This is a genomic window from Rhodoferax bucti (assembly GCF_005876985.1).
Classification (GTDB): domain Bacteria; phylum Pseudomonadota; class Gammaproteobacteria; order Burkholderiales; family Burkholderiaceae_C; genus Allorhodoferax; species Allorhodoferax bucti.
In genome coordinates this window covers 616,317-641,751 of record NZ_VAHD01000002.1, presented here as the reverse complement: position 1 = coordinate 641,751, position 25,435 = coordinate 616,317, and the positions used below count along the sequence as shown (strand labels likewise).

The window sequence follows — 25,435 nt, the reverse complement described above, 5'->3', positions numbered from 1 at the left end:
TTTTGTTACATACATTCGTGCATGTATGTATACTAACTCCCATTGCCGTGCTGTGGTCATGTATTTTTCGTAGGCTTGCCCTAGATCAAACCGCCGGCAACCCCTTCTCTCCTGCTTGCCACCCCAACCACCTTTGTCACAAGGGAAAACTGTATGTCGCTGTTCCGTCAGATCCAGGGTAACGCACCCGCTCTCTCTTCCGGCCGTGTGGCCTTGTTGGCCATTCCGTTGGCAGTGGCTCTCGTGGCCTGTGGCGCCAAAGACGGTGCCCAAGGCGGCGGTACTCCCGGCGGTGGCATGCCCCCTGCCGAGGTGGGCGTCGTCACGGTGTCCAGCCAGGCCGTGGCTTTGCAATCCGAATTGCCAGGCCGCGTGAGCGCCCAGCGCGTCGCCCAGGTACGTGCCCGCGTCAGCGGTGTGGTGCTGCAGCGCCAGTTCCGTGAAGGTAGCGAGGTCAAGGCCGGCCAGGTGCTGTACCAGCTGGACGCCGCCCCCTACCGCGCCACGTACGAGAGCGCCCAGGCCACCGCCGTGAAAGCGGCCGCCACACTGGCCCAGGCCACGGCGCAAGTGGAGCGCAACAAACCCTTGGCGGAGGCGAATGCCATCAGCAAGCAAGAATTCACCACCCTGCAAACCACCCAGCGCCAGGCAGAAGCCGACTTGGGTGTGGCCAAAGCGGCCGTGGAAACCGCACGCATCAACCTGGCCTACGCCACCATTACCGCTCCGATTTCCGGCCGCATCGGCCAGTCTTCCGTGACCGAAGGTGCACTGGTGGGCGCGTCTGACGCCGCCGCGCTCGCCACCATCCAGCAAACCGCCTCGGTGTATGTGAACTTCACCCAGTCCAGTACCGAAGTGCTGCGCCTGCGCAAAGCCATTGCCTCCAAGCAGTTGCGCTCTGCGGGCGATGGCTCGGTGCCGGTGCGCATCGTGCTGGAAGACGGCAGCGAGCTGCCCAAGGCCGGCAAACTGCTGTTCAGCGACCTGACGGTGGACGCCACCAGCGGCCAGATCACCCTGCGCGCCGAAGTACCCAACGCCGATGGCTTGCTGTTGCCCGGCCAGTATGTGCGTGTGCGCCTGTCGCAGGCTGAGCTGCCTTCCGGCATCTTGCTGCCCCAGCAAGCCGTGACCCGCACTAACCAAGGCGACACCGTGCTGGTAGTGGGTGAAGGCGGCAAGCCCGGCCCACGTCCGGTGAAGGTGGGCAACGCCCAAAACAACCAGTGGGTGATTTTGGGTGGCCTCAAGGAAGGCGACCAGGTCATCGTGGACGGCTTCCAGAAAATGATGGTGCCCGGCGCCCCGGTGAAGCCCGTGCCATGGAACCCCAATGCAGCCCCCGCCGGCGCGCCTGCTGCGCCTGCATCCGCTCCAGCCGCTGCCGCGTCTGCGGCGGCCAAGTAATCGCCACTCCTCCAAGAGGCACCTCTCATGGCCCAGTTTTTTATTGACCGTCCCATCTTTGCGTGGGTGGTATCGCTGTTCATCCTGGTGATGGGCGGCGTTGCCATCACGCAGCTCCCCATCTCGCAATACCCGCCGGTGGCGCCCCCCGCCATCGTGATCAACGCGGCCTACCCCGGCGCGTCGGCGCAAACGCTGGAGGACAGCGTGCTGTCCGTCATCGAGCGCGAAATGAATGGCGCTTCCGGCCTGATCTACATGGAATCGGTGGCGCAAGCTGACGGCTCCGGCAGCATCACCCTCACCTTCGAGACCGGCACCAACCCCGACCTCGCCCAGGTGGAAGTGCAAAACCGCCTCTCGCGCGCCAACCCGCGCCTGCCGGCGGCGGTGACACAGCAAGGCGTGCGCGTGGACAAATCGCGCTCCAACTTCCTGATGTTCACCATGCTCTCCAGCGAGAACCCGGACATCGACCCCATCGCGCTGGGTGACTACGCCTCGCGCAACGTGGTGCCCGAGTTGCAACGCCTGCCCGGAATCGGCCAGGCCCAGCTCTTCGGTACCGAGCGCGCCATGCGCATCTGGATTGACCCGGCCAAGCTCGCCAGCTTCAACCTGTCTGCGGCCGATGTCAGCAACGCCATCAAAACGCAAAACGCCCAGGTGTCTGCCGGCGCCATTGGCGACCTGCCAAACATCACCGGCCAGAGTATTGCTGCCACCGTGGTGGTCAACGGCCAGCTCAGCAGCGTGGCGCAGTTCGGCAACATCGCCCTGCGCAGCAACACCGATGGCTCTGCCGTGCGCCTCAAAGACGTGGCTCGCATCGAGCTCGGTGCGCAGGCCTACGCCACCTCGGCCCGCCTGAACGGCAAGCCTGCCGTGGGTATCGGTATCCAGCTCGCGCCCAGCGGCAATGCGATGGCGGCCGCCCAAGCAGTGCGTGACCGCATGCAGCAACTGCAAGCCTTCTTCCCCCAGGGCGTGAACTGGTCCATTCCTTACGACAGCTCGCGCTTCGTGAAAATCTCCATCGCCCAAGTGGCGGAAACGCTGGTCGAAGCCGTGGTACTGGTGTTCTTGGTGATGTTCCTGTTCCTGCAGAACTGGCGCTACACCGTCATCCCCACCATCGTGGTGCCGATTGCGCTGATGGGTACGTTTGCCACCATGCTGGCCATGGGCCTGTCGATCAACGTGTTGACCATGTTCGGCATGGTGCTGGTGATCGGTATCGTGGTGGACGACGCCATCGTGGTGGTGGAAAACGTCGAGCGCATCATGAGCGAAGAGGGCCTCTCGCCCCTGCAAGCCACCAAAAAGGCCATGGGCCAGATTTCGGGCGCCATTGTGGGCGTGACGGTGGTGCTGATTGCCGTGTTTGTGCCGTTGGCCTTCTTCAAGGGCTCGGTGGGCAATATCTACCGCCAGTTCTCCGCGGTGATGGTGAGCTCGATTGCACTGTCCGCCTTCCTGGCGCTGTCGCTCACACCGGCCCTGTGCGCCACCCTGCTCAAGCCGGTGGAGGCAGGCCATGCCCATGCCAAGACCGGCTTCTTCGGCTGGTTCAACCGCGTGTTCAACCGCACCGCCAAGGGCTACGAAAGTTTTGTGGCCCGCCTGCTGCGCAAGGCTGGCCGCTACCTGGTGATTTACGCCGCCATCATCGGCGCCGTGGCCGTGATCTACATGCGTTTGCCCACGTCCTTCCTGCCTGGCGAGGACCAGGGCACCATCATCGTGAACATGCAGTTGCCCCCGGGCGCCACCCAACAGCGCACCCAAAAGGTGGCCGAGCAGGTGGAAGGCTTCATCCTGAAGCAGCCCGAAGTGCAGAGCATGGTGTCGGTTCTGGGCTTCAGCTTCTCCGGCCAAGGCCAGAACGCGGCCCTGGGCTTTGTGACGCTCAAGCCCTGGGACGAGCGCGTAGGCCCCGAGCACAGCGCCCAGGCGCTGGCCGGCCGCGCCTTTGGTGCGCTCATGGGTATCCGCGACGCCTTCATCTTCCCGCTGGCACCGCCCCCCATTCCGGAGCTGGGTAACGCCACCGGCTTTACCTTCCGCCTGCAAGACCGTGGCGGCAACGGGCACGATGCCTTGGTCAACGCCCGCAACCAGTTGCTGGGCATGGCCTCCAAGAGCAAGGTGATTACCCAGGTGCGCCCGGACGGCCTGGAAGATGCGCCGCAAATGCAAATCGACATCGACCGCGACAAGGCCAGCGCCCTGGGCGTGAGCTTTGACTCGATCAACAGCACCATCTCCACCGCGCTGGGTTCGAGCTACATCAACGACTTCCCGAACGCCGGCCGCCTCCAGCGTGTGGTGGTGCAGGCGGACTCCACCGCCCGCATGCAGCCGGAAGACATCCTGAAGTTCAACGCGCTCAACACCCAGGGCAAGCCGGTGCCGCTGTCCGCCTTTGCCACGACCCGCTGGATCAAGGGCGCCATGCAGACCGTGCGCTACAACGGCTACCCTGCCATCCGCATCAGCGGTGCGGCAGCGCCGGGCTACAGCACCGGTGAAGCCATGGCGGAGATGGAAAAGCTGGCCTCCCAGCTGCCCGCAGGCTTTGGCTTTGAGTGGACCGGCCAGTCCCGCGAGGAAAAGCAGGCCGGCTCGCAAGCCACGGTTCTTTACGCGTTTGCGATTCTGGCGGTGTTCCTGTGCCTGGCTGCTTTGTATGAAAGTTGGTCCATCCCGCTGTCGGTGATCATGGTGGTGCCGCTGGGTGTGTTTGGTGTGGTGACGGCCACCCTGCTGCGCAGCTACGCCAATGATGTGTACTTCCAGGTGGGCCTGATCACCATCATCGGCCTGTCCGCGAAGAATGCGATTTTGATTATCGAATTCGCCAAAGACCTGCAAGCTGAAGGCAAGAGCCTGATCGAGTCGGCCTTGATGGCAGCGCACCTGCGCTTCCGCCCCATCGTGATGACCTCGATGGCCTTCATGCTGGGTGTGTTGCCGCTGGCCATTGCCAGTGGCGCCGGCTCGGCCAGCCAACGTGCCATCGGCACCGGCGTGATCGGCGGCATGGTGATGGGCACCATCCTGGCCGTGCTGTTTGTGCCTATCTTTTTTGTGGTGGTGCGCGGCATCTTCAAGGGCAGCGAGCGCCAGCACCAATTCGACATTGCCCACGGCCACCACATCGGAGCCCCTGACCATGAATAACAACACCTCCTTGCGCCCCCGCGCCCTCGCATATGCCGCAAGTGCTGCACGCCCTGCCCTGCGCTTGGCTACCTTGTCGGCCGCACTGTGGCTGGCCGGTTGCAGTTTCATCCCCACCTTCAGCCGCCCGGCAGCGCCTGTGGCGCCGGCCTTCCCCGAAGTAGCCGCCACCGCCCAACCGGCCGCAGACGCCAAAGCGGCAGCCGATATTGAGTGGCAGAGTTTCTTCCAGGACGCGCGCCTCAAGCGCCTGATTGAGCTGTCGCTGGAGAACAACCGCGACCTGCGCGTGGCGGCCCTCAACATCGACGCTACCCGCGCCAAGCTGCAAGTGGCCCGCGCCGACCAGCTGCCCACCGTGAATGCCGGCATCACCGGCAGCCGCGGCCCGGCTGCCAGCGGCGCCATCACCAGCAGCTACACCGCCGGCCTGAGCGTCACCGCCTATGAGCTGGACTTTTTCGGCCGCGTGCGCGCCCTGAGCCAAGCGGCCCAGTCGCAACTGCTGGCCACCGAGGAAGCCCGCAAGACGGTGCAGATCAGCCTGATTGCATCGGTGGCCAACACCTACCTCACGCTGTTGGCCGACGATGAGCTGCTGCGCGTGACCCGCGAAACACTCAAGACGCGGCAAGAGAGCCTGCGCCTGATGCAGCTGAAATACGACAACGAAGCCGCCTCCAAGCTGGACCTGAGCACCGCCCAGAGCCTGCTGGAAGCCGCCAAGGTATCGCTGGCCCAGCAAACCCGCCAACGCGCCACCGACGAAAGCGCTTTGGTGCTGCTGGTAGGCCAACCCCTGCCGACCGACCTGCCTGCAGGCTTAGGGCTGGCAGAGCAAGGCTTTTTGAGCGACCTGCCGGCCGGCGTGCCGTCCGAGCTGCTGGTGCGCCGCCCCGATGTGCGCCAGGCCGAGCAAAACCTGCTCGCCCTGAACGCCAACATCGGTGCAGCCCGCGCGGCCTTCTTCCCCAAGATCACGCTCACCGCCAGCGCCGGCGTGGCCAGCAACGACCTGGACACCTTGTTCAACAACGGCACCAGCGCCTGGACCTTTGTGCCCCAGTTACTGATGCCCATCTTCGATGCCGGCCGCAACAAGGCCAACCTCGAAGCAGCCAAGGTGAACAAGGACATCGCCATCGCCCAGTACGAAAAAGCCATTCAGACCGGCTTCAAGGAAGTGGCCGATGCACTGGCCGGCCGCGCCACCCTGGGCGAGCAACTGCAAGCCCAAACCGCGCAGCTCGCTGCCACCCAGACCACCATGCAACTGACCGACCTGCGCTTCAAAGCCGGCGCGGCCAGCTCGTTTGATGTGCTGGAAGCGCAGCGCTCGCTATTCACCGCCCAACAAGCCCAGGTGCAGGTGCAAACCCAGCAACTGCAAAACCTGGTGACCCTGTACAAAGTGCTGGGCGGCGGGTGGACGGAGCCCGCAGCGCAGAAATAAGTACCAAATCGGGCTCTAGCGCTCGTGGAATATGCGCAAGCAGCTCCTGATTTAGGAGCAAATTTCACCATCTCCAGCGATCTTCATGGGTGAGTAAGAAGCCGGATCCGCAGTCATGCGCTGTAGGTGCCTTCTTACTCGTCCGTCACGCTACTTGAGTTTAAGTTTGCCCGCCAATTGGTCTGCCAACTCCTTGGCCTTTTGTTCCGATGCCGCTGCAATAGCGCGCTTCTCTTCATCGGTTTGTGCGTTAACGATGCAGGCATCACGATAGTTGGCTAGTGTCAGTGCACAGGTGTTTGCCATCGCTCGCGCTTCGTTCAAGTAGCCACTGCGGCGGTAGAGCCCGATCACCTCAGGCCATAACGCGGGAGCCTTTTGAAAATAATTGAATTGCTGCTCCCACAAAACGCGCGCATTCTCGCGGTTCGACTGAGCTGCCTCTTTGATAACGATGGAGGCATATTGCCAAGACCGCTCTGCCGCCGAAAACTGGCGTTTGTCCAGCGCGGACACAGAGGTGCCTGGCTTAGCCAGTAAGGTGGCAGTGCGCAAAAGAGAGAGTGGCCATGCATCATTGGAAGTGCGGCCCGAGGCTGCAACTGTGGCTGTCTTCAGCGCCTCTGCATAAGCATTGCGCGACAACGCTTCTTCCACCTTCGGTAACAAGGCGTAGTGCGCAAGGATTTCGGCGGTGCCGATTTCGTTCTTGATTGCTTCCCAAGGCGCAGTGCGGGTGCTTGAGCGAGAACGCCCTGCCAACGCTGGCACTACCGCTTTGGTCAATTTTTCTTCACGTGTATCGGCATCCTCATGCGTCTCTTGAGCGAGGGAAGCGGCCGAAGAGAGGGCTCGTTTTATGGCTGCACCGGCGTCGAACATCGCAGCGTTGAGCTTGACCTCCAGGTTCGATACCCCCGCCTGTAGGCCAGTAACGTCTTTGGTATCGCCTTTCGCCTGCCTCGCACGCTCGGCAACGGCACTCAAACTGGCCTCGCGCTGGAGACGCTCCGCCTCGTTGCTCGCCTTATTGACCTGTTCGCGTTGGATGGCGTCGTAGCTAGAAATACGCTCCAACACGGTCTTGAATCCGCTCGGATAGCTGTAATTGGCACGCAGGCTGAGGGTGGCACCAAAACGATCAGCCTCCTCTTCGACTGAGCGCTTCCAGGCCGGAACTAGGGTGCTGGCTGCCACCGAGCGCAACGCTCCGATCGCGTACACCCCGTTTAGCCCAGCAGCATTGGAGGTCTTGTCAGCCAAAGCAATGCCAATCGCCGCCAGGCGGCTGGCAGCGTCCCCGGCGTTGGACACGTCATACACAATGTGATGGCCTAGATAGATATGCCCAAACTCGTGTGCGAGCAAGGCAAATATCTCGTCCTCCGACTCGATGGACTGCAACCAACCCAGCGACAGGTAAATGTTGCCGGCAGGAGTCGCGTTGGACTTGAGAGAAGTGTCTGCGAGCACGTAAACCTCGCCTGGCCATTCCGGATGCCCGCCTTGGCTCTTCAGCTGGCGATAAAGGCCGTTCAAATACGCTTGCATGGCCGGCATGGCGACGAGCCCCCAGCCGCCGATTCTGTAGTCGTTGACATCTTGAGCCGCATCTGCCCAAGTTCGGCTAGGGGCAGGCGCCAAAGGCCCCTCCAAGGCAAGGCCTTGCGTTGCCTTTTGCAGCGGCTGCGTTTCGCAGGCACTGAGAAGGCAGGCAGCCAGGCCGGCGCACACCACAGCGATAACAGAGCGCTTGAGAATTGCAGCCATAGCGCTTAGCGGCAACGTTCTGACGACGCACCCAGCTCGGCCGCTACCTGCGCACCCTGGATGGCTGCACAGCGGGCGGAAACCTTCTGACTGGCGCGCACCATCAACGCATCCACCCACACGTCACGCCCCCCCACATTCACTTTAAAAAAATCAGCCCGCGACTCTTTGATAACCCACGGCAAACCGGTGGCCGGAACCGAGCCGGTCGGATTGGCATCGCCCGGGCTGGCGAACACAGGCAAAGGATCCACCTTGGCAGACAACACACTCATGGTGGTAACGGGTTCTGCTGCATAGGCCATAGACGCGAGGCCTAGTATGCTGACCCAAACGCCTCGCTTCAAAACGTGTTGAATTGACTTCATAGTTCATCTCCCTTGGTTGATGTTTTAAGTGTTGCCTGTGTGTGAGTCGTGCGCGCCTTCGGCGCTCGGGCTTTTCAGCCAATCCCAGAGTCCCTCGTTCCACTCCAACCATTCGGCAGCAAAAGAGAACAGGGCCACATGAATAACGGTCAGAAAGCCCAGGCCAAACAGCCATCGGCCTGCTGCCAACATCGCAATAATGAAACACGAGTACATGACGGTTTTGACCAACAACCGTCCCGCCCATGTCGAAAATTGGCTCCATCTACTCCTGCCACTAGATTCCTTTTTTTTCGAACAGAGCTCAAGAAAAAGTCTGCCAAAAACGACCAAAAACAAACCGGCCACAAGAAGGCCCAACACCCTCATGCCGTCGGAGGTCGCACCCAAGTGGGCAGCGCGGTGGTATCTGTCGCCATAGGTCAATAAATTGTCCAGCGCCATGGCGTGCATATAGACGCCGGGTATCCGGCCATGCAGTGGTGACAAGACCCGGTCGTTAGACCCTTGCAACGCGGTACCCAGCATCACAACCCGCCCGCCCAAATGCTCGGCAAGCCACTTTTCTTCCTCGTCCGAGGTAGTTTGCAGGTCAGATGGGTACAGCGTGTTGTGGAAGACGCATATCGGCTTGGTCGCATCTGCATCGACCTGGCGTCTCACGAAGGCGGGTAGTGCCTCAAACAAGGGGTGTCCCGCAGCGCGGCAGTACGATGCGGCTTTGGCATCGTGCGGTGTATGCGCTTCCTCGCCATGCGCACCGCCGTGGGCTGGCGCAGACTGCAATTGCAACCAGTCAATACCACGCTCCGCCGGCTGCAAACCCCAGTTCACCGCCAGTTCAGCATGCTGGTGTTTTGGCATCACGCCACCCATGTCGCGGTAAATGCTGCCTGCCGCGCTCCGAATGGCACCATCTGCAGCATCAGAGTCGGCGGCGACAGGATAGGTCCAGGCAGTTTGATCAACAGCGTCAGGATCGTATTCCACTGCGACCTTTTGCAGGCAAGCAGGTGCCAAGGCTTCCAAGTCGGGACGCAGCAGGAAATGCCCCGCGGGATCGCGCCGAGCCGCAAAGTAGAGCTTGACCCCGGCCGCATGGGCGCGACAGGCAGCGGCGAGCAGCCGTTCAATAGAGGGGTCCTTGCGTTCTGCTGCAAACACGACATCAATGAACACTGCACGTGGCTTATAGAGCGTTAACGCATCCAACAAGCGAGCGTAATACCCGTAATCCGCGGGCCAAGATTGACCTGCACTTTGCAGAGAGGTGTCATCCACCAGCATGACCGACACTTCGTCGCGTTGCTCGTTGCCGTGCCAAGCGCCCGCCAAAGGGGCGTAAACACGGGCGACTTGACGCACCAAAAACTCTTCCCCCATGACGAGCGGTATGACATAAGAAGCGATCACCCCAATCACGATGGCGATGGCGCCTTTGGATACCTCTTCGCGCCAATGCACAGCGCTCCATTTACTCCGCCACTTGGATAAATTCAAAGAGAAACTCATTCAGCGATCCATTTATAAGAAGCCCAAGCCAACACCGTGCCGACGACCAGTCCTACCAATGAGTGACCACTGGCGACGCTCGCCAGCACGACCGCCCAAAACAACACCCCCGCCAAGAAAGGCAGAAGGGGTGCTCGCGGGTGGTAGGCATCACGCCACACCGTTTGGGTCGCCTCACCAATCATCTGCACACCTACCAGCGTCAACGCCACTGCCACCGTCAGACTGGGCACCAGTGCCACCCAGCGCCCTGCCAGCATCGCAATGGCAGCAACGGTCAGGCCATGCGCCAGTGAGGCCATCGGGTGCGTTGCGCCCAAATTGCGCAGTACCACGGTGCGCGCACTCGAGTAGGACGAGCAACAGCCCCCCACGCAAGCTGCCACTAGATTGCTGGTCGTTGAAACCTCCAAGAGGCGCGTGCGCTTTTGGTGGGTGAGCGAATCTCCATCGGGCGCAAAAGCGGTCAAGCTTTCTATCAAGAGCACGACACCGAGAGCCACGCCGGCCGCCAGTGCCAACGCCCTCATCAGGGGTGACATAGCACCCGCAAAGGCACCGACCACCTGGTGTGCGCGCTGGGACAAAAGCGACCAATCCAGCGTGGTGTCGCCTAGACGTTTGCATTTGTCTGCGTGAGGCAAGGCCAGCACTGTTGCCTCGTACGCACACCAAGAAACCCCAGCCGCGATCGGCAGGCCCATGGGCTGCACGAGCTTTAACAGCTGCTGCGTGCGGCGCATGGGCCCCGCCGCTAGCGCGGAGAGGGCGGGCTTCCACAGAACGCCCCCAATCACAGTGGGTAGGAAGATGGCCCAACTGGTCAACTCGCTCACCTGCAAGCAACCATAGAGTTGCTTAAAGACGGCATCGCAAACAATGAGGGTCGCTGTCGCATACATAAACCCCTGCACCACGCCCAACGGGGCTTTCTCCAGCGCACCTTGGACTTTGGGGTGCCGGGCTGCCAGCAAGGTCAGCGCAGCCCCGACTAACAGCATGCCCACCAGACCCACTTGTTGCGAAGGGCTTGTGCCTAGATATTGACCCAGCCACGCTGACAGCCCTCCCAAAATAGCCACCGATGCGCCGCGCGGACCGGCCAGAAAAACCGCACGACCCGGCCATGCCAGCAATGCCGCAACAACGACCGCCAGCAGCACCAAGAGCGCCCCTAGTGAAGACGCAGTCGGTGTTTCCCCAAAAAATTTACTGCCAAGTGTCGCCCCCAGGCCGAGGTATTCAGCATAAAAAACAAGGGCACTGACAGCCCCAGCCCACAGGTTCTTCAAGGGGTCTAGCGGCACTGCAGGCCGGTCGGAGGGTAGGCTGCTCATGGACAGGCTGTGTGGTTTTGCACCATCTCGATAGCGGGCGCAGTGCGAAGCCGGGCAGGCCCATCTGCGCGTGCGCGCTCAGAAAAACGGAGTTGAAATGCACCAAACTCATCAGGCCCGTAAACGATATAAGCATCTTCGGCGCGGAGCAGGCGCTTGATTGCCTCGCTCGTGGCTTCGGGCACAAAATCCACCGAGGCATGACTACAGGCCGCCACTGCAGCGACGCCCCGCCCACCCTCTTTTGTATGGACATGGCTCGGCATGCCTTTCCAAAGACCGGCAGCGATACCCAAGAAAAGCAGCAAGGTCACCAACGTAAAAGCCGCTTGGCGGGAGAGCCACAACCCACAACGCTCGAGAAACTGACACACTGTTTGGACCTTTATAAAAACGTATCGGAATTAACGGCTGGGAAGGGACAGGCTCTTTTGCAAGCGCTTTATGTCCTCAGGGGAGTGAGCGCCTTGTGCATTGAGCATTTGCTGCTGAAAAACCGCTTTGAATTGATCCATCGCGCCCGGAATGTCTCGCTGCGCACCGCGGCCCTCCAACTTGAGCTGCCCCAAGTCCAGCTGCGCTCGCGCTACGCCCCGGTCTGCCGCCAGCGTCAACCACTTGTACGCATCAGCCCAGTTTCCTCGGGCGTATTGCAGCTCACCCAATAAGGTTTGGGCAGGCACATGGCCACGCTCTGCGGCACGGCGGTACAGCTTGGCGGCCATTGGCAGGTTGCGCTCGACCTGGGAACCGGATTCTGCGAGCATCCCCGCCAACACGGTGTCGTAGAGCGATGCATGGGCAGCCTGGCCTCGGTCCAGCGCTCTGCGCGCCTCACGCTGGTCCATGTGCGCGACAGCGCGCTGCAGCGCCATATCCTCGGCATCCCAATCTGTGGTTTCGCGGCCTTCGGGGGGCAGTGCTTGGCGTGGCAAATCCGGCCTGTAACCCACTTCGCGAGTAGCTGCTTGGGTGGACGCGCCACCTGCTGCCATGCGGGTCGAGGGCGTGCTGCGCAATTCGATTCCCGTTGCGCCAAACCACCAACCGGCACGCATGGAGGATCGGTACTCGGGCACTTGCTGAGCGCCTGTTTGGCGGTACACGGTGTCAGCCGTTTCGCTGAACACCTCCTCCAGCGAGCGAGGGCGTTTTCCCAGCGCGGCAACCAAAGCACGCGCATAAGGACTACCCGCCGCATCCGAGCCGTCCAGTGCTTTGGTGTAGGGCGCGGTAGAAAACCCTACAAACAAGCCCGCTGAGTCAACCTTTGCCAAACCAGTGGGTTGGACGCCACGCGTTGCCGGGGGCCTGAATGGATTGTTTCGGCAAGCATCTACCGTGACTACGGCTGCCCGCGGATTCACTTGGGCGATACGGCGCAGCAGCTCATCCAGGTCATAACCGCTGCTTCGCACCTCGGCCTCGGACTCGAAGCGGCTGTCCACACCCAATAAGTAGTTGCGACCATCCACCTGCACCGCATGGCCGCTGTAGGACACCCAGACCGCGGTTCGTTGCGCCTCCATCGATTTCAAAAATCGATAGATCGTTGCAGCCAGCTGTTCGCGTCCCAAGTCGAGCGCAACCTGCGTGGTCGCCCCCAATGACCTCAGTGCAGGCGCCAATAGCGCCATATCCGTTGCGGGATTATTCAGCACGGCATTGCTTTGGTAGCGGCTGTTACCAATCAACAAAGCGGTGCAAGGCACGGCCTCTGGACTGCTGCCGTAGGTCGTAGACCCTGCCGCCGCCACTCCGGCCATGAGCAGAGTTCGCCGACGCAATGGGTAAGTAGGTGATGCTGTGAATCGAATCAAAGTCTGCAACCGTTCTGCATCGGCACAGGGAAGGCTGGCAATTATGTTTTTATAGCCTGCCCGTGAATGTACGTCGCCCATCCCACACCTCCCGTGTGAAAGAGCGAATGCAGTGTACTGCGCCAAATAGGCAACTCTGCACACGGATGCAAGTTTGTGGCAAAGAAGCGACTCGGTAGGCCAGGGGGCACCCGCCGTATGACGCGGTCAAAGCACAAGTCCAGCTTGAAAGCAAAAACGGGCGCTAGCGCCCGTGAACTATGCGCGAGTAGCTCCTGAATCAGGAGCGCTTGTGAGTAAGCGTAAATCACCCGTTTGGGGGATAGGCACCCAAGCCCCCGGTCCATAGACTGCGGCTTTCTTTTTGCCGGAAGCACTTGCACCCATGAGACGCATGACACGCATCGCCCTCGCCCTAGTCTTGGTGAGCACCTTCGCCCAAGCCGGCGACAACATCCGCCCCGACCCCGGCATGTGGGTGGGTGTCACCAAACTGTCGGTCGATCGCACCAACTGGCGCACCATGAGCGACAAACGGGGCTGCCTGACCAAGGAAGACGCGACCGACTGGGAGAGCAACGCACGCCAACAAATAGCAGCGGCGCAATGCTCGGTACAGAGCCTGACCGTGAGCATGGGCAAGATCAGCGGCACCATCAGCTGCGCTACCGAAACCCAAGTGCAGATGAAAGTGGACGGCCGCTACGACAACCGCAGTTACGACATCGACCTCGTCTCCACCAGCACCATCATGATGCCGCCCGCCGCCGGCGGCCAAGCAGTTCCCGTCAAGCTTTACGGCAAGTGGACCGGACGGATGGTGGGGGTTTGTTCTTAATGAAATTTGGCTCTAGCGCATGCGGTATATGCGCTAGATGCTCCTAATTTAGGAGCATATTTTCTTGCTGACGAGCATTAAATCCAATAGCGAAATTGCAAACGGATGCCCTTGCTCGGCCTTGTCCGGCTTGCTTGCCAGAGCAGACATATCCCAACCCATTGATTCAAACTCTTCAGCCCGCACCACGTCGTACACCAAATACGAAGCCTGCGTTGGCGTAGTCGGGTAACCCATTGCACTCAAATCTTCGGCGGTATGGACTCGAGGGCCCGATTCAGGATTTTGGATTCTGAATAGCCCCGGGACAGCTTGTCCGTTGCTGCCATGCAGCAACAAATAAGTTGCCCCCACCACCTGCGCCGACAGCCGCAACCCGCCCACTGCGCTGCCCATGCGGAAGTTGTACTTACCTTTGGACTCAATCCACTGCAAATGGGCGTCACTTTTGACCCAACCTACCACGACAAATGTCTCTCTTAACGGAGTCGCACGCAGGTTACTAACGGCCACCCATCCATACTTTATTTTTCCAAAGCCCTTCTCGCCCGTTATCTATTTTGGTCCAGGGGCTATAAAGCATCGAGGTTCTCCTCGAAAAGATGTTGCTGTCCAAGGACATCAACAATTTCACGCAAAGATTTTCTAGGTCGTTTAAATATCTGGTGAGCGATTTCCCTACCAATGACGGCAGCAAGAATTGGGGGGACGGCATTGCCAACTTGGCGAATGGGATGTCGCGACGTCCCAGAAAACTCCCACCAGTCCGGGAACGTTTGCATCCTGGCAGACTCTCGCGGAGATACTTCCCGTGGTTCAGTTGGGTGCACATGCCCTTTTCCGCCACCCTTATCTGACCCCACAATGATGGTGTAACTAGGCCTGGCTGGGTCCAGTTTGTTAATGCGGGTTTTGGAGTCGCGCTCGCCATGAACCAACGCTTTGTAACGCGCGACTATCTGTTGCATATACCGTCTCGAATCCAGCGGCTTCAAGACCTAAATCAAGCCCCCCCCCCCCACTGAACAAAGACACCAGCTTTAACGGCTTCATAGATGTCTTTGAAGGGGTGTTTTCACGCTTACTTGTGCTCACTAAATCTCCAATCAATTACTTGTTTTATCTTCTTGCAAAAACACTGTTTAAAACACTACGCCATAACTACATTCGGGCAATTAAGCTAACGTTTTTTACTATGACCGTCGTCCAATGTTTTGCATCGAACTCTGGGGCGAATCGGATAGTGTCATCTCAGTCAATCTAGGACTCAACGCTGGCTCAAGTTGGTTGCGAGCAAAATTCACACAGTCGTTTAGCCCCGGTGCCAGCATGATTTCCCTGGTTGAGCAATGTCCCGGCTATGCCCCCGACAGCAAGCTCTCAAAAGGAATATGCAACCCATCGTGTAGCTTGCGCACCATCTGCAAACTCAAGCGGCGTTTGCGGTTGAGAATTTCAGAAACCCTGCCGCTAGAACCCAAAAAAGGCTCTAAGTCTTTGGGTGTGAGGTTTTGCTGCTCCATCCTGAACTTGATGGCCTCTACCGGGTCTGCCGGGCCAATCGGAAAGTGTTTGCGCTCGTAGGACTCAATGAGCGTGACCCATATTTCCATTTCATCGGCTTGTTCCGAGCCCTCAGGTGCCTGAAACACCAGTTCAAGCCGCTTGAACGCAGCACGCAAGTCGTCGTCGTTGCGAATCGGCTTAATAGTCATTGACGGTCTCCACGTTGATCTGGTCGTATTGGGCATGGGTGCCCACAAACTTCACCCAAGCAATACCCGCCCGGTATTGCATTTCCACGACCAAGCGGTACTTGTTTCCTGCGATATTGAACACCACACGGTTGTTGCCGCAGATGCTTGCACTGCTGTATTGGTCTTTGATGTCTTGCGGGGTCAGCCAATCTGCTTTTAGCGCTTCGTCATGCCAACTTTGCAACGCGCCTTTGGAATCAGCCCGCCCGGGCTGACTCCAAAAATTGACCAGCGTACTTTTCGCAATCACACGCATTAATTTTACTCCCAATTTGGGAGAAACGAATCCAGCTTCATCACTCCACCCGCGTAATCCGGTTCGGCTTGAAGCCCAAGTCCGCCGCTTTGCCCTTGCGGCCACGGGCGGCGCGGGCATTGTTGAGGCTGCGAATCTCTAGAGTTTCGTCGCGCTCTTTGCCACCGCGGCCGATACCGTCAATGCGGATGCTGCGGGTGTAGGCGGCAGCGCCGGCCAGGGTGTCTTTGGCTTCCAGATCGATCAGCATCAAGCCGCGGCCACCGTTGGTCATGGTCTTGAGTTCGGTGATCTCAAAGGTCAGGATGCGCCCGCCGGTGGACGCGCAGGCCACGTGGGTCGCAGGCGCCACTAAAGCTGACGGCGTACCCGCCACAGTGACCTTGCCTTGCGCACCCGACACCACCGAGGGCGCACACAGGGTTTCGCCCTCGCCCACGCCCACAAAGGCCTTGCCGGCCTTCTGGCGCGAAGTCATGTTCTCCACGCTGGCAATAAAGCCGTAGCCACCGCTGCCGGACAACAGCAACTGCGCGCTGGCCGGGCCGGCAAAGTAGTACAGGATTTGCGTGCCGCTTTCCAACTCCAGCAGCGTGGTGACCGGCTGGCCATCGCCCCGCCCGCCGGGCAACGCAGACACCGGCACGGTGTAGATACGCCCGTTGGAGCCGAATACCAGCAGCGTGTCCACCGTGCGGCACTCAAAAGTGCCATACAGGCCGTCACCCGCCTTGAAGACAAAGGTAGACGCCTCGTGCCCATGGCCGGTGCGGGCACGCACCCAGCCTTTTTCAGACACCACCACCGTCACCGGCTCGTCCACCACCTTCACTTCAGCCACGGCCTTTTTCTCAGCCTGAATGAGCGTGCGGCGTGGGTCGGCAAACACTTTGGCGTCCGCCTCAATCTCTTTGACCATCAAGCGGCGCAGTGCGGCGGGGCTGCCCAGAATTTCTTCCAGCTTGCCTTGCTCAGTGCGCAACTCAGACAGCTCTTGCTCGATCTTGATGGCTTCCAAGCGCGCCAATTGGCGCAGACGGATTTCCAGGATGTCTTCGGCCTGGCGATCACTGAGGTTGAAGCGGGCAATCAGCGCGGCCTTGGGCTCGTCGCTGTTGCGGATGATGGCAATCACCTCGTCGATGTTGAGCAACACCGTTTGGCGGCCTTCCAGGATGTGGATGCGGTCCAGCACCTTGCCCAAGCGGTGGCGGCTGCGGCGCTCGATGGTGCTGGCACGGAAGGCCACCCACTCCACCAGCATCTGACGCAATGACTTTTGCACCGGTTTGCCGTCCAGCCCCACCATGGTGAGGTTGATGGGGGAAGAGGTCTCCAGGCTGGTGTGCGCCAAGAGCGCGGTAATCAGCTCCTGCTGCTCGACCGTACGGCTCTTGGGCTCAAACACCAAGCGCACCAGCGCGTCTTTGTTGGACTCATCACGCACCACGTCCAGCACGCTCAAAATGCTGGCCTTGAGCTGGGTTTGGTCCTGGCTCAGGGCTTTTTTGCCGGCTTTGACCTTGGGGTTGGTGAGTTCTTCAATCTCTTCCAGCACGCGCTGGCTGCTCACGCCGGGCGGCAGCTCGGTGACCACCAGTTGCCATTGGCCACGGGCCAGGTCTTCAATCTTCCAGCGCGCGCGTACCTTGAGGCTGCCGCGGCCGCTGCGGTAGGCATCGGCAATGTCGCTGGCGCTGCTGATGATCTGGCCGCCACCGGGGAAATCCGGGCCGGGGATCAGGGTGAACAGCTCATCGTCGGAGAGCTTGTCGTTCTTGATGAGCGCCACGCAAGCGTCGGCCACTTCGCGCAGGTTGTGGCTGGGGATCTCGGTGGCCAGGCCCACGGCAATGCCGCTGGCGCCGTTGAGCAAACTGAACGGCAGGCGCGCAGGCAGCTGGCGGGGCTCTTCGGTGGAGCCGTCGTAGTTGGGCTGGAAGTCCACCGTACCCTGGTCGATTTCGTCGAGCAGCAGCGTGGTGATTTTGGCCAGGCGGGCTTCGGTGTAGCGCATGGCGGCGGCGCCGTCGCCATCCCGACTACCGAAGTTGCCTTGGCCATCGACCAGCGGGTAGCGCTGAGAAAAATCTTGCGCCATGCGCACCAGGGCGTCGTAGGCGGATTGGTCGCCGTGCGGGTGGAAGCGGCCCAGTACATCGCCCACCACGCGGGCGCTCTTGACCGGCTTGGCACCCGCGTTGCCATTGGCGCCGCCAAAGCCGAGGCCCATGCGGCCCATGCTGTACAAAATGCGGCGCTGCACGGGCTTGAGGCCATCGCACACATCGGGCAAGGCACGGCCTTTGACGACCGAGAGTGCGTACTCGAGGTAAGCGCGCTGGGCGTAGGTGGCGAGGTTGAGTTCGCCATCGTCACCGGGTGGCACCGGACCGGTGGGTTCAGCGGGTTCGGGGATCAAATCGAGCGTGGTTTGGTCAGTCATGTTTCTTCAGTTCAGTCCACTGCAATCCGGGATTCTTTAGGGGCCACAGGCAGGGCCGGGGTGATCATGTTGCCGCGTCCGATGGCCCCACCGGGCATGGCGCCGGGTGCCAGCACATAGGCCGTGCGCGAACCCGACAGCACATAGCCATCGCCATAGGCGTTGACCACCCGCTTGGTAGCCACCGCCGGCGGTGCCGCCACGGGCGGTTTGAGCGCAGCGTAGAGCTCCGTGACGGTGGCCACGTAGTTCTGGGTTTCTTTGAAATTGGGCACTTTGTTACCCGCCTTTTGCACCGCGCCCTCGCCTGCGTTGTAAGCCGCGAGTGCCAGATCGGTGCGGCCGGGGAACAGGTCAAGCAACAGGCGCAGGTAGCGCGCCCCGATGCCGACGTTGATCTTGGGATCGGCCAGCTTGGCCTCCACCGACAGCCAGCGGTCGCTGTCCACACCGAAGCGGCGTGCTGTGTCGGGCATGACCTGCATGAGCCCGATAGCGCCTTTGGGCGACACAGCAGTCGGCTCAAAGCCGGACTCGGTAGTCACCAGCGCCTTGAGCAGCTCGTAGTCCAGGCGGTACTTGCGGGCGGCCTCTTGCAACAAAGGCTGGGCTTTGCGGTAGCGCGGGGAGTTATCAAAAAAGGCCGCCAGCTTGGGCGACAGTTCCGGCCCCTCCGGCACCGCCGCCTCGGGGGCAGCAGCCTCGGCGCCCTTTGACTGCGCACGGAGGGAGGCGCGGAAAAACAAGCTGAAGCGCTCGTCCGTTTGCTCTGCGGAAAAGTGCGTCTGCCCCTGCGGGTCCACATAGACCCACACATCGGCTTTGGCATCAAAAGTGGCTGCAGCGCTCATCAAACATGCGCAAGCAGCTACTTTTTTCATAGCAAAACGTGACACAGCAGCAAGCAGGGGCATCAGACGTCGATCTCTACCGAGTCGCCATGCAGCTCCATCAGCTCGCGGCGGGACGATGCCTCGCCCTTGCCCATGAGCTTGGTGATCAGCGCTTCGGTGTCGCCGAAGTTGACAGCGCCCAGCATCACCGGCAGCAAGCGGCGGGTGTCGGGGTTCAGGGTGGTGTCCCACAGTTGTTCGGCATTCATCTCGCCCAGGCCTTTGAAGCGGCTGATGGACCAGGCGCCTTCGCGAACGCCTTCTTTGCGCAGCTTGTCCAGGATGGCGGTGAGCTCGCCTTCGTCCAGCGCATAGGCCTTGCTGGCGGGCTTTTTGCCGCGGGCCGGCGCATCGACCCGGAACAACGGGGGGCGGGCCACAAACACATGGCCGGTTTCGATGAGCTTGGGGAAGTGGCGGAAGAACAGCGTGAGCAGCAGCACCTGGATGTGGGAGCCGTCCACGTCCGCATCACTCAAGATGCAGACCTTGCCGTAACGCAGGCCGCTCAGGTCGGGCGTGTCGTTGGGGCCGTGCGGGTCTACGCCGATGGCGACCGAGATGTCGTGGATTTCGGTGTTGGCAAACAAGCGGTCACGGTCCACCTCCCAAGTGTTGAGCACCTTGCCACGCAGGGGCAGGATGGCCTGGTTTTCCTTGTCGCGGCCCATTTTGGCGCTGCCGCCGGCGGAATCGCCCTCGACCAGGAACACCTCGTTGTAGGCAATGTCGCGGCTCTCGCAGTCGGTGAGCTTGCCGGGCAGCACGGCCACACCGCTGCTCTTGCGCTTTTCGACCTTCTGGCCGGCCTTCTGGCGGGTCTGCGCGGCTTTGATGGCCAGTTCGGCCAGCTTTTTGCCGTAGTCCACATGCTGGTTCAGCCACAGCTCCAGCGCGGGACGCACAAAGCTGCTGACCAGGCGCACCGCGTCGCGCGAATTGAGGCGCTCTTTGATCTGACCTTGGAACTGCGGGTCCAGCACCTTGGCGCTCAGCACATAGCTGGCGCGGGCGAACACGTCTTCGGGCATGAGCTTGACGCCCTTGGGCAGCAGGCTGTGGAACTCGATAAAGCTTTTGACGGCTTGGAACAAGCCATCGCGCAAGCCGCTTTCGTGCGTGCCGCCCGCGCTGGTGGGAATCAGGTTCACATAGCTTTCGCGCACCGGAGCGCCATCTTCGGTAAAGGCCACGCACCAGGTTGCGCCCTCACCTTCGGCAAAGGTGTCGTTGTTGCCATCGGCAAAGCCTTCACCATCAAACATGGGGATGACGGGGTCTGCGCTCAGAGTCTGACCCAGGTAGTCTTTCAGGCCGCCCTTGTAGAGCCAGTTCTGGCTTTCCTTGGTCTTTTCATTCACCAGCGTCACGCTGACGCCCGGCATCAGCACCGCTTTGCTGCGCAGCAGGTGGGTCAGCTCGCCCATGGGCAGGACGGCGGATTCAAAATACTTGGCATCCGGCCACACCCGCACGGTGGTGCCTTGCTTGCGGTCGCCGTCACCGGCCTTGCGCACTTGCAGGGCCTCGGTCACGTCGCCGCCTTCAAACACCAGATGAGCGACGGAGCCTTCGCGGTAGCTGGTGGCTTCCAGGCGCTTCCCAAGCGCGTTAGTCACTGACACACCGACGCCGTGCAGGCCGCCGGAAAAGCTGTAAGCGCCACCCTTGCCTTTGTCGAACTTACCGCCCGCGTGCAGGCGGGTGAACACCAGCTCGATCACCGGGGCGTTTTCCTCCGGGTGCATGCCGAAGGGAATGCCGCGGCCATCGTCTTCCACGCTGACGGAGCCGTCGGCGTGCAGGGTGACTTTGATTTTCTTGCCGTGGCCGGCCAAGGCTTCGTCGGCAGCGTTGTCCAGCACTTCCTGGATGATGTGCAGGGGGTTGTCGGTGCGGGTGTACATGCCCGGGCGCTGTTTGACGGGCTCCAGGCCCTTGAGCACGCGGATCGACGATTCAGAATATTCGGGGGTGGGTTTGACAGCCATAGCGGCGGATTGTAGGGGAACTGCGGCAATCCACTGTATATGCATACATACAAATACCAATTCTTAGACCCGAGACAGGGGCGCTCTGTGTCCCGCCCGCAGCAAACGATCCGCCGAAACTGGCTACATTTGCAGGATGAGCTCTTCCCCCAAAACCCTCTCCATGTCCCAGGTGCTGGTGTGCGGCGCCACCATCGTGACGCTGTCCATGGGCATACGCCACGGCTTCGGCCTGTGGCTGCAACCGATCACCCAAGCCCAAGGGTGGACGCGCGAAACCTTTGCCTTTGCACTCGCCATTCAGAACCTGGCCTGGGGCTTGAGCGGGATATTTGCGGGCATGGCGGCCGACCACTTCGGGGCCTTCCGGGTCATCATCATTGGCGCCCTGCTGTATGCCCTAGGCCTGTGCGGCATGGCACTGACGACCTCGCCCCTGATGTTCACCCTCGCCACGGGCATACTGATCGGCATGGCGCAGGCCGGCACCACCTACGCCGTGATTTATGGCGTGATCGGACGCAATGTGCCCGCAGAAAAACGCTCCTGGGCCATGGGCGTGGCCGCAGCAGCGGGCTCGTTCGGCCAGTTTTTGATGGTTCCTACCGAAGGCTTTTTGATCAGCCACTTCGGCTGGCAAGAGGCCTTGCTGGTATTGTCGGTCGCCGCACTGCTGATGATTCCTCTGGCTCGCGGCCTGAAAGAGCCCGGCTTCGCGGGCAATGCGCCCCCCGTGCGGGAGCAAAGCATTGCCCAGGCACTGCGCGAGGCCTTCAAGTACCCCAGCTTCCAGTTACTGATGGCGGGTTATTTTGTGTGCGGCTTTCAGGTGGTGTTCATTGGGGTGCACATGCCGAGTTACCTGAAAGACAAGGGGCTATCGCCCCAAGTAGCCAGCTATGCGCTGGCTTTGATTGGCCTTTTCAATGTGTTCGGCACCTACGCCGCCGGCGTGCTGGGGCAAAAAATACCCAAGAAGCACATCCTCTCCTTTATCTATTTCTCGCGCGCAGTAGCCATCAGTGTGTTTTTGATCGTGCAGCTCACACCCGCCAGCGTGTATGTGTTCTCAGCGGTTATGGGCTTTTTGTGGCTCTCTACCGTGCCACCGACCAACGCCACCATTGCGCAGATATTTGGCGTGGCGCACTTGTCCATGCTCGGCGGGTTTGTGTTCTTCAGCCACCAGATTGGTTCTTTCATGGGCGTATGGCTAGGGGGCTACCTGTATGACCGCACGGGTAGCTACGACATCGTCTGGTACATCGCCATCGCGCTGGGCGTTGCCGCAGCCTTGGTAAACCTGCCGGTGCGCGAGGCGCCGATTGCCCGCACACCGCAAGCGGCATGAAAACAGCGCCTCTGCTCAAAAAAACAGCGATCGGGCTGGCCGCTTGCCTGCTGCTGACCGGCGTATTTGCGCTCTATGTGCAGCCCGACTTCATGGTGCAAGTGGCCAATCAAGTATGGGCCTGCTTTTGACGGCGCACAGCGCGCTGTCTGCACCATCTGCCTGGATACAGCAATGGAGCCACCTTGTGCAGCAAGGCACCTCGGTGCTGGATGTAGCCTGCGGCAGTGGCCGCCACCTCGACTGGTTTGCAGCGCGCGGTTGCCAGGTAACGGGGGTGGATATTGATATTGGTACCGCACAGAGCCAGGTGCCAGCAGCACGGCTGGTGCAGGCGGACATAGAAAACGCCCCTTGGCCCCTGGTAGACCCCGGTACCGGCCGGCCTGAGCAATTTGGGGCGGTGGTGGTTACCAATTATTTGTGGCGGCCACTCATGGCAACCCTGCTGGACAGCATCGCCCCCGGCGGAGTATTACTGTACGAAACCTTTGCGGCCGGCAACGAAACTGTAGGCCGCCCGGCCCGGCCCGACTTCTTGCTGCAAGCCGGCGAGCTGCTGCGCTTGGGCGGCGATATGCACATCGTGGCCTATGAAAACGGGTTTTTGGCGCCGCCAGAGCGCTTCGTGCAGCGCGTAGTTGCCACCAAAATCTTTACCCCCGGTGCACACAAAGGCGTTCCGACGCGTTATGCACTCTAGTTAAAATGTTTGTTTACTGATTCAACACTAGCCATGAACGCTTCTACAGGTCCAATCCGGGGCAGCATCGTAGCCCTCATCACTCCGATGCTTGACGACGGCTCCGTCGATTACCCCGCCCTTCGCAAGCTGATCGATTGGCACATCGCCGAGGGCACCGATTGCATCGGCGTGGTGGGTACCACCGGTGAGTCCCCCACCGTCAGCGTGGAAGAGCATTGCGAAATCATTCGCGTGTCGGTGGAGCAATCCGCTGGCCGTGTGCCAATCATGGCCGGTTGCGGAGGCAACTCCACCCGCGAGGCGATCGCCTTGGCCAAGTTCGCCAAGCAAGTAGGTGCCGACTGCCAACTGCAAGTCGTGCCTTACTACAACAAGCCGACCCAAGAGGGCCAGTTCCAGCACTTCAAAGCTATTGCAGAGGCCACTGGCGACCTGCCTATCGTGCTGTACAACGTGCCCGGACGCTCCGTGGCCGATATGGCGCACGACACGGTATTGCGCCTGACCCAAGTGCCCGGCATCGTCGGCATCAAGGAAGCCACTGGCAATATTGAGCGTGCGCAATGGCTGATCAAGGATGCGCCCAAGGAATTTTCCATTTACAGCGGCGATGATCCAACTGCTGTGGCTTTGATGCTGTGCGGTGGCCATGGCAACGTGAGCGTCACGGCCAACGTGGCACCTCGCCTCATGCACGAGCTTTGCATGGCCGCGATTGCTGGCAATGTGGCACGCGCCATGGAAATTCAATTGAAACTTTTGCCTGTGCACAAGGCTCTATTTATTGAATCAAACCCGATTCCGGTGAAGTGGGCCGTATCGCGCATGGGGCTCAGCAAGCCCGCATTGCGCTTGCCCCTGACTCCCTTGACTGAGGCCAACCAACCGGTAGTTGAGCGCGCCCTGCAGTCCGCCGGACTGATTTGAGCGCACGACCTTTTTAAGGATCTCTGTGAATTCCATTTCCAAAGTTATTTTGATCGGCACGACCCTTGCCCTGGGGGCATGTTCCGCCCTCGAAACTGACAAAGTGGATTACCGCTCTGCAGCCAAGGCTCCAACGCTGGACATTCCGCCCGATCTGACCCAACTGTCCAAAGACACCCGCTACACCGTAGTGGGTGGGGCCGTATCGGCCAATGCCTCCAAAGCAGGGCAAGTAGAGACCTCCAAAACCGCGATTGCGGCCACATCGGTGGGCGATGTGCGCATTGAGCGGGCCGGCAACCAGCGCTGGCTGGTCGTCAACCGCCCCGCCGAAAAGCTGTGGGAGCCTGTCAAAGACTTCTGGCAAGAAAACGGCTTTTTGCTGGCCATGGACCAGGACAAGCTCGGCATCATGGAAACCGACTGGGCAGAGAACCGCGCCAAGATTCCGCAAGACTTTCTGCGTGCCTCACTCGGCAAACTGCTGGACTCTTTCTACTCTACCCCCGAGCGTGACAAGTTCCGCACCCGCTTGGAGCGGGACGCCAATGGCAACACGGAAATCTTCATCAGCCACCGTGGCATGGTCGAGGTGTACACCGCCGACCGGACCAACGAAACCGTGTGGCAACCCCGCGCTGCGGACCCGGAGCTGGAAGCCGAGTTTTTGCGCCGCTTAATGGTCAAGCTGGGCATCTCACAGGAGCAATCCAAAGCTCTGGTGGCCAACAGTGCGCCCAAACAAGTGGCCGTCGTTGGCAACGTCAATGGCCAACCCGTGGTGCAACTCGAAGAAGGTTTTGACCGCGCATGGCGCCGTACTGGCTTGGCCTTGGACCGCACCGGCTTCACTGTGGAAGACCGGGATCGCAAGCAGGGTATCTACTTTGTGCGCTACCAGAACCTGACCTCCGAAAACTCGGAACCCGGTTTCTTCAGCAAGCTGTTCAGCGGCTCCAAGAAGGCCAACGAAGCCACCAAGTACCGCATCTCTGTGCGCAGTGAGGGCGAAAAATCTACGGTGAGCGTGCTGGATACGGATGGCAACCCCGAGTCCTCTGCCACCGCGCAGCGGATCGTGAAAGTCATTGCAGACGACATCAAGTAAGGCTCTTTTTGCATTCCCTTCGGGGGATGCAGGGACGAAAAAAAACCACCTTTCGGTGGTTTTTTTCGGCTGCAAGCAGATTACTGCTTAGCTGGCTCGGAAGCTGCAGCTGCGGGAGCAGCAGCAGGAGCTTCGGCAGCAGGAGCGGAAGCAGCAGCAGCGGGAGCAGCAGGAGCTTCAACAGCTGGAGCGGGAGCAGCAGGAGCTTCTTCTTTTTTACCGCAAGCAGCCAAAGCAGCAGCAGCGATCAAAGCTGCCAAAACGAGAGACTTGTTCATTTTTAAAGACTTTAGTGAGTTAACGAAA

The 25,435-nt window shown here is 60.5% G+C and carries 23 protein-coding genes and 1 pseudogene; 9 read left to right on the top strand and 15 right to left on the bottom strand.

Annotated features, from left to right (window positions below; all coding sequences use genetic code 11):
• Positions 1–153: 153 nt before the first annotated feature.
• The 3 genes from FDM28_RS09630 to FDM28_RS09620 are packed head-to-tail and all read left to right on the top strand — an operon-like array spanning position 154 to position 6,049.
• Positions 154–1,413 (top strand): efflux RND transporter periplasmic adaptor subunit, encoded by a 1,260-nt coding sequence (locus FDM28_RS09630; RefSeq protein WP_138514927.1) that lies wholly within the window; start codon positions 154–156, stop codon positions 1,411–1,413.
• A 27-nt stretch (positions 1,414–1,440) separates the two neighbouring features.
• A complete protein-coding gene (locus FDM28_RS09625) occupies positions 1,441–4,596 on the top strand; it encodes an efflux RND transporter permease subunit (RefSeq protein ID WP_138514926.1) in 3,156 nt (1,051 codons plus the stop codon).
• Positions 4,589–6,049: an efflux transporter outer membrane subunit gene (locus tag FDM28_RS09620; RefSeq protein ID WP_138514925.1), complete on the top strand. Its 1,461-nt coding sequence runs from the start codon at positions 4,589–4,591 to the stop codon at positions 6,047–6,049. Before FDM28_RS09625 ends, FDM28_RS09620 begins: the two co-directional genes overlap by 8 nt.
• 150 nt (positions 6,050–6,199) lie before the next feature.
• Here the strand turns inward: FDM28_RS09620 and FDM28_RS09615 are convergent, their stop codons facing one another.
• The 5 genes from FDM28_RS09615 to FDM28_RS09595 form a co-directional block, all read right to left on the bottom strand.
• On the bottom strand, positions 6,200–7,819 hold the full coding sequence (locus FDM28_RS09615) for a M48 family metalloprotease (RefSeq protein WP_138514924.1): 1,620 nt from the start codon (positions 7,817–7,819) through the stop codon (positions 6,200–6,202).
• A 5-nt stretch (positions 7,820–7,824) separates the two neighbouring features.
• Positions 7,825–8,124, bottom strand: a complete 300-nt coding sequence (locus FDM28_RS09610) for a hypothetical protein (protein WP_138514923.1) — start codon at positions 8,122–8,124, stop codon at positions 7,825–7,827.
• An 87-nt stretch (positions 8,125–8,211) separates the two neighbouring features.
• Complete coding sequence (locus tag FDM28_RS09605) at positions 8,212–9,699, bottom strand: CHASE2 domain-containing protein (protein WP_138514922.1); 1,488 nt, start codon at positions 9,697–9,699, stop codon at positions 8,212–8,214.
• Entirely contained in the window at positions 9,696–11,036 is a 1,341-nt protein-coding gene (locus tag FDM28_RS09600; protein WP_138514921.1) for a SulP family inorganic anion transporter, read from the bottom strand. The genes FDM28_RS09605 and FDM28_RS09600 overlap by 4 nt, the downstream gene beginning before the upstream one ends.
• A 404-nt stretch (positions 11,037–11,440) precedes the next feature.
• Positions 11,441–12,802, bottom strand: a complete 1,362-nt coding sequence (locus FDM28_RS09595) for a caspase family protein (RefSeq protein WP_206021946.1) — start codon at positions 12,800–12,802, stop codon at positions 11,441–11,443.
• A gap of 448 nt (positions 12,803–13,250) precedes the next feature.
• Between FDM28_RS09595 and FDM28_RS09590 the strand changes: the two genes are divergently transcribed.
• On the top strand, positions 13,251–13,694 hold the full coding sequence (locus FDM28_RS09590) for a DUF3617 domain-containing protein (RefSeq protein ID WP_170211692.1): 444 nt from the start codon (positions 13,251–13,253) through the stop codon (positions 13,692–13,694).
• Positions 13,695–13,742: 48 nt separating this feature from the next.
• Here the strand turns inward: FDM28_RS09590 and FDM28_RS09585 are convergent, their stop codons facing one another.
• The 9 genes and pseudogenes from FDM28_RS09585 to FDM28_RS09550 form a co-directional block, all read right to left on the bottom strand.
• Positions 13,743–14,159 carry a hypothetical protein gene (locus tag FDM28_RS09585; RefSeq protein WP_138514918.1) on the bottom strand — a complete coding sequence of 139 codons (417 nt, stop codon included), beginning with the start codon at positions 14,157–14,159 and terminating at the stop codon, positions 13,743–13,745.
• A 107-nt stretch (positions 14,160–14,266) separates the two neighbouring features.
• Complete coding sequence (locus tag FDM28_RS09580; RefSeq protein ID WP_138514917.1) at positions 14,267–14,662, bottom strand: DNA cytosine methyltransferase; 396 nt, start codon at positions 14,660–14,662, stop codon at positions 14,267–14,269.
• Positions 14,595–14,747 (bottom strand): DNA cytosine methyltransferase, encoded by a 153-nt coding sequence (locus tag FDM28_RS18195; protein WP_138515237.1) that lies wholly within the window; start codon positions 14,745–14,747, stop codon positions 14,595–14,597. Before FDM28_RS18195 ends, FDM28_RS09580 begins: the two co-directional genes overlap by 68 nt.
• A 140-nt stretch (positions 14,748–14,887) precedes the next feature.
• Positions 14,888–15,034 (bottom strand): annotated as a pseudogene (locus tag FDM28_RS18190) (Fic family protein); the annotation flags it as partial.
• Positions 15,035–15,052: 18 nt separating this feature from the next.
• On the bottom strand, positions 15,053–15,409 hold the full coding sequence (locus tag FDM28_RS09570) for a helix-turn-helix domain-containing protein (protein ID WP_138514916.1): 357 nt from the start codon (positions 15,407–15,409) through the stop codon (positions 15,053–15,055).
• Positions 15,399–15,635 carry a type II toxin-antitoxin system HigB family toxin gene (locus FDM28_RS09565; protein WP_338110183.1) on the bottom strand — a complete coding sequence of 79 codons (237 nt, stop codon included), beginning with the start codon at positions 15,633–15,635 and terminating at the stop codon, positions 15,399–15,401. Before FDM28_RS09565 ends, FDM28_RS09570 begins: the two co-directional genes overlap by 11 nt.
• A gap of 112 nt (positions 15,636–15,747) precedes the next feature.
• A complete protein-coding gene (gene parC / locus FDM28_RS09560) occupies positions 15,748–18,153 on the bottom strand; it encodes a DNA topoisomerase IV subunit A (protein WP_138514914.1) in 2,406 nt (801 codons plus the stop codon).
• 11 nt (positions 18,154–18,164) lie between these two features.
• Positions 18,165–19,034: a lytic transglycosylase domain-containing protein gene (locus FDM28_RS09555; protein WP_170211690.1), complete on the bottom strand. Its 870-nt coding sequence runs from the start codon at positions 19,032–19,034 to the stop codon at positions 18,165–18,167.
• A 32-nt stretch (positions 19,035–19,066) separates the two neighbouring features.
• Positions 19,067–21,037, bottom strand: coding sequence for a DNA topoisomerase IV subunit B (locus FDM28_RS09550; RefSeq protein WP_138514912.1), 1,971 nt, complete (start codon positions 21,035–21,037; stop codon positions 19,067–19,069).
• A gap of 136 nt (positions 21,038–21,173) precedes the next feature.
• Here FDM28_RS09550 and FDM28_RS09545 point away from each other — a divergent pair, with 136 nt between their 5' ends.
• The 5 genes from FDM28_RS09545 to bamC are packed head-to-tail and all read left to right on the top strand — an operon-like array spanning position 21,174 to position 25,129.
• Positions 21,174–22,388, top strand: a complete 1,215-nt coding sequence (locus FDM28_RS09545; RefSeq protein ID WP_138514911.1) for an MFS transporter — start codon at positions 21,174–21,176, stop codon at positions 22,386–22,388.
• Complete coding sequence (locus FDM28_RS18120; protein ID WP_276611873.1) at positions 22,385–22,519, top strand: hypothetical protein; 135 nt, start codon at positions 22,385–22,387, stop codon at positions 22,517–22,519. Before FDM28_RS09545 ends, FDM28_RS18120 begins: the two co-directional genes overlap by 4 nt.
• Positions 22,504–23,091, top strand: coding sequence for a class I SAM-dependent methyltransferase (locus tag FDM28_RS09540; protein WP_138514910.1), 588 nt, complete (start codon positions 22,504–22,506; stop codon positions 23,089–23,091). The genes FDM28_RS18120 and FDM28_RS09540 overlap by 16 nt, the downstream gene beginning before the upstream one ends.
• Positions 23,092–23,124: 33 nt before the next feature.
• Entirely contained in the window at positions 23,125–24,021 is an 897-nt protein-coding gene (dapA, locus tag FDM28_RS09535; RefSeq protein ID WP_138514909.1) for a 4-hydroxy-tetrahydrodipicolinate synthase, read from the top strand.
• A 25-nt stretch (positions 24,022–24,046) separates the two neighbouring features.
• Positions 24,047–25,129, top strand: a complete 1,083-nt coding sequence (gene bamC / locus FDM28_RS09530) for an outer membrane protein assembly factor BamC (RefSeq protein ID WP_138514908.1) — start codon at positions 24,047–24,049, stop codon at positions 25,127–25,129.
• 80 nt (positions 25,130–25,209) lie between these two features.
• On the opposite strand, the gene FDM28_RS09525 is transcribed toward bamC, so the two are convergent.
• A complete protein-coding gene (locus FDM28_RS09525; RefSeq protein WP_138514907.1) occupies positions 25,210–25,407 on the bottom strand; it encodes a hypothetical protein in 198 nt (65 codons plus the stop codon).
• Positions 25,408–25,435 lie beyond the last annotated feature (28 nt).

Excerpts from the sequence above, each read along its gene's own strand:
- FDM28_RS09610 (WP_138514923.1), bottom strand. The coding sequence starts at position 8,124 with ATGGCCTATGCAGCAGAACCCGTTACCACCATGAGTGTGTTGTCTGCC.
- FDM28_RS09570 (WP_138514916.1), bottom strand. The coding sequence starts at position 15,409 with ATGACTATTAAGCCGATTCGCAACGACGACGACTTGCGTGCTGCGTTC.
- dapA (WP_138514909.1), top strand. The coding sequence starts at position 23,125 with ATGAACGCTTCTACAGGTCCAATCCGGGGCAGCATCGTAGCCCTCATC.
- FDM28_RS09605 (WP_138514922.1), bottom strand. The coding sequence starts at position 9,699 with ATGAGTTTCTCTTTGAATTTATCCAAGTGGCGGAGTAAATGGAGCGCT.
- FDM28_RS09620 (WP_138514925.1), top strand. The coding sequence starts at position 4,589 with ATGAATAACAACACCTCCTTGCGCCCCCGCGCCCTCGCATATGCCGCA.
- FDM28_RS09555 (WP_170211690.1), bottom strand. The coding sequence starts at position 19,034 with ATGAAAAAAGTAGCTGCTTGCGCATGTTTGATGAGCGCTGCAGCCACT.
- FDM28_RS09580 (WP_138514917.1), bottom strand. The coding sequence starts at position 14,662 with ATGCAACAGATAGTCGCGCGTTACAAAGCGTTGGTTCATGGCGAGCGC.
- FDM28_RS09590 (WP_170211692.1), top strand. The coding sequence starts at position 13,251 with ATGACACGCATCGCCCTCGCCCTAGTCTTGGTGAGCACCTTCGCCCAA.
- FDM28_RS09600 (WP_138514921.1), bottom strand. The coding sequence starts at position 11,036 with ATGAGCAGCCTACCCTCCGACCGGCCTGCAGTGCCGCTAGACCCCTTG.
- FDM28_RS09540 (WP_138514910.1), top strand. The coding sequence starts at position 22,504 with ATGGGCCTGCTTTTGACGGCGCACAGCGCGCTGTCTGCACCATCTGCC.
- FDM28_RS18120 (WP_276611873.1), top strand. The coding sequence starts at position 22,385 with ATGAAAACAGCGCCTCTGCTCAAAAAAACAGCGATCGGGCTGGCCGCT.
- FDM28_RS09525 (WP_138514907.1), bottom strand. The coding sequence starts at position 25,407 with ATGAACAAGTCTCTCGTTTTGGCAGCTTTGATCGCTGCTGCTGCTTTG.
- FDM28_RS09630 (WP_138514927.1), top strand. The coding sequence starts at position 154 with ATGTCGCTGTTCCGTCAGATCCAGGGTAACGCACCCGCTCTCTCTTCC.
- FDM28_RS09625 (WP_138514926.1), top strand. The coding sequence starts at position 1,441 with ATGGCCCAGTTTTTTATTGACCGTCCCATCTTTGCGTGGGTGGTATCG.
- FDM28_RS09550 (WP_138514912.1), bottom strand. The coding sequence starts at position 21,037 with ATGGCTGTCAAACCCACCCCCGAATATTCTGAATCGTCGATCCGCGTG.
- FDM28_RS09595 (WP_206021946.1), bottom strand. The coding sequence starts at position 12,802 with ATGGCCGGAGTGGCGGCGGCAGGGTCTACGACCTACGGCAGCAGTCCA.
- FDM28_RS09615 (WP_138514924.1), bottom strand. The coding sequence starts at position 7,819 with ATGGCTGCAATTCTCAAGCGCTCTGTTATCGCTGTGGTGTGCGCCGGC.
- FDM28_RS18195 (WP_138515237.1), bottom strand. The coding sequence starts at position 14,747 with ATGAAGCCGTTAAAGCTGGTGTCTTTGTTCAGTGGGGGGGGGGGGCTT.
- parC (WP_138514914.1), bottom strand. The coding sequence starts at position 18,153 with ATGACTGACCAAACCACGCTCGATTTGATCCCCGAACCCGCTGAACCC.
- FDM28_RS09545 (WP_138514911.1), top strand. The coding sequence starts at position 21,174 with ATGAGCTCTTCCCCCAAAACCCTCTCCATGTCCCAGGTGCTGGTGTGC.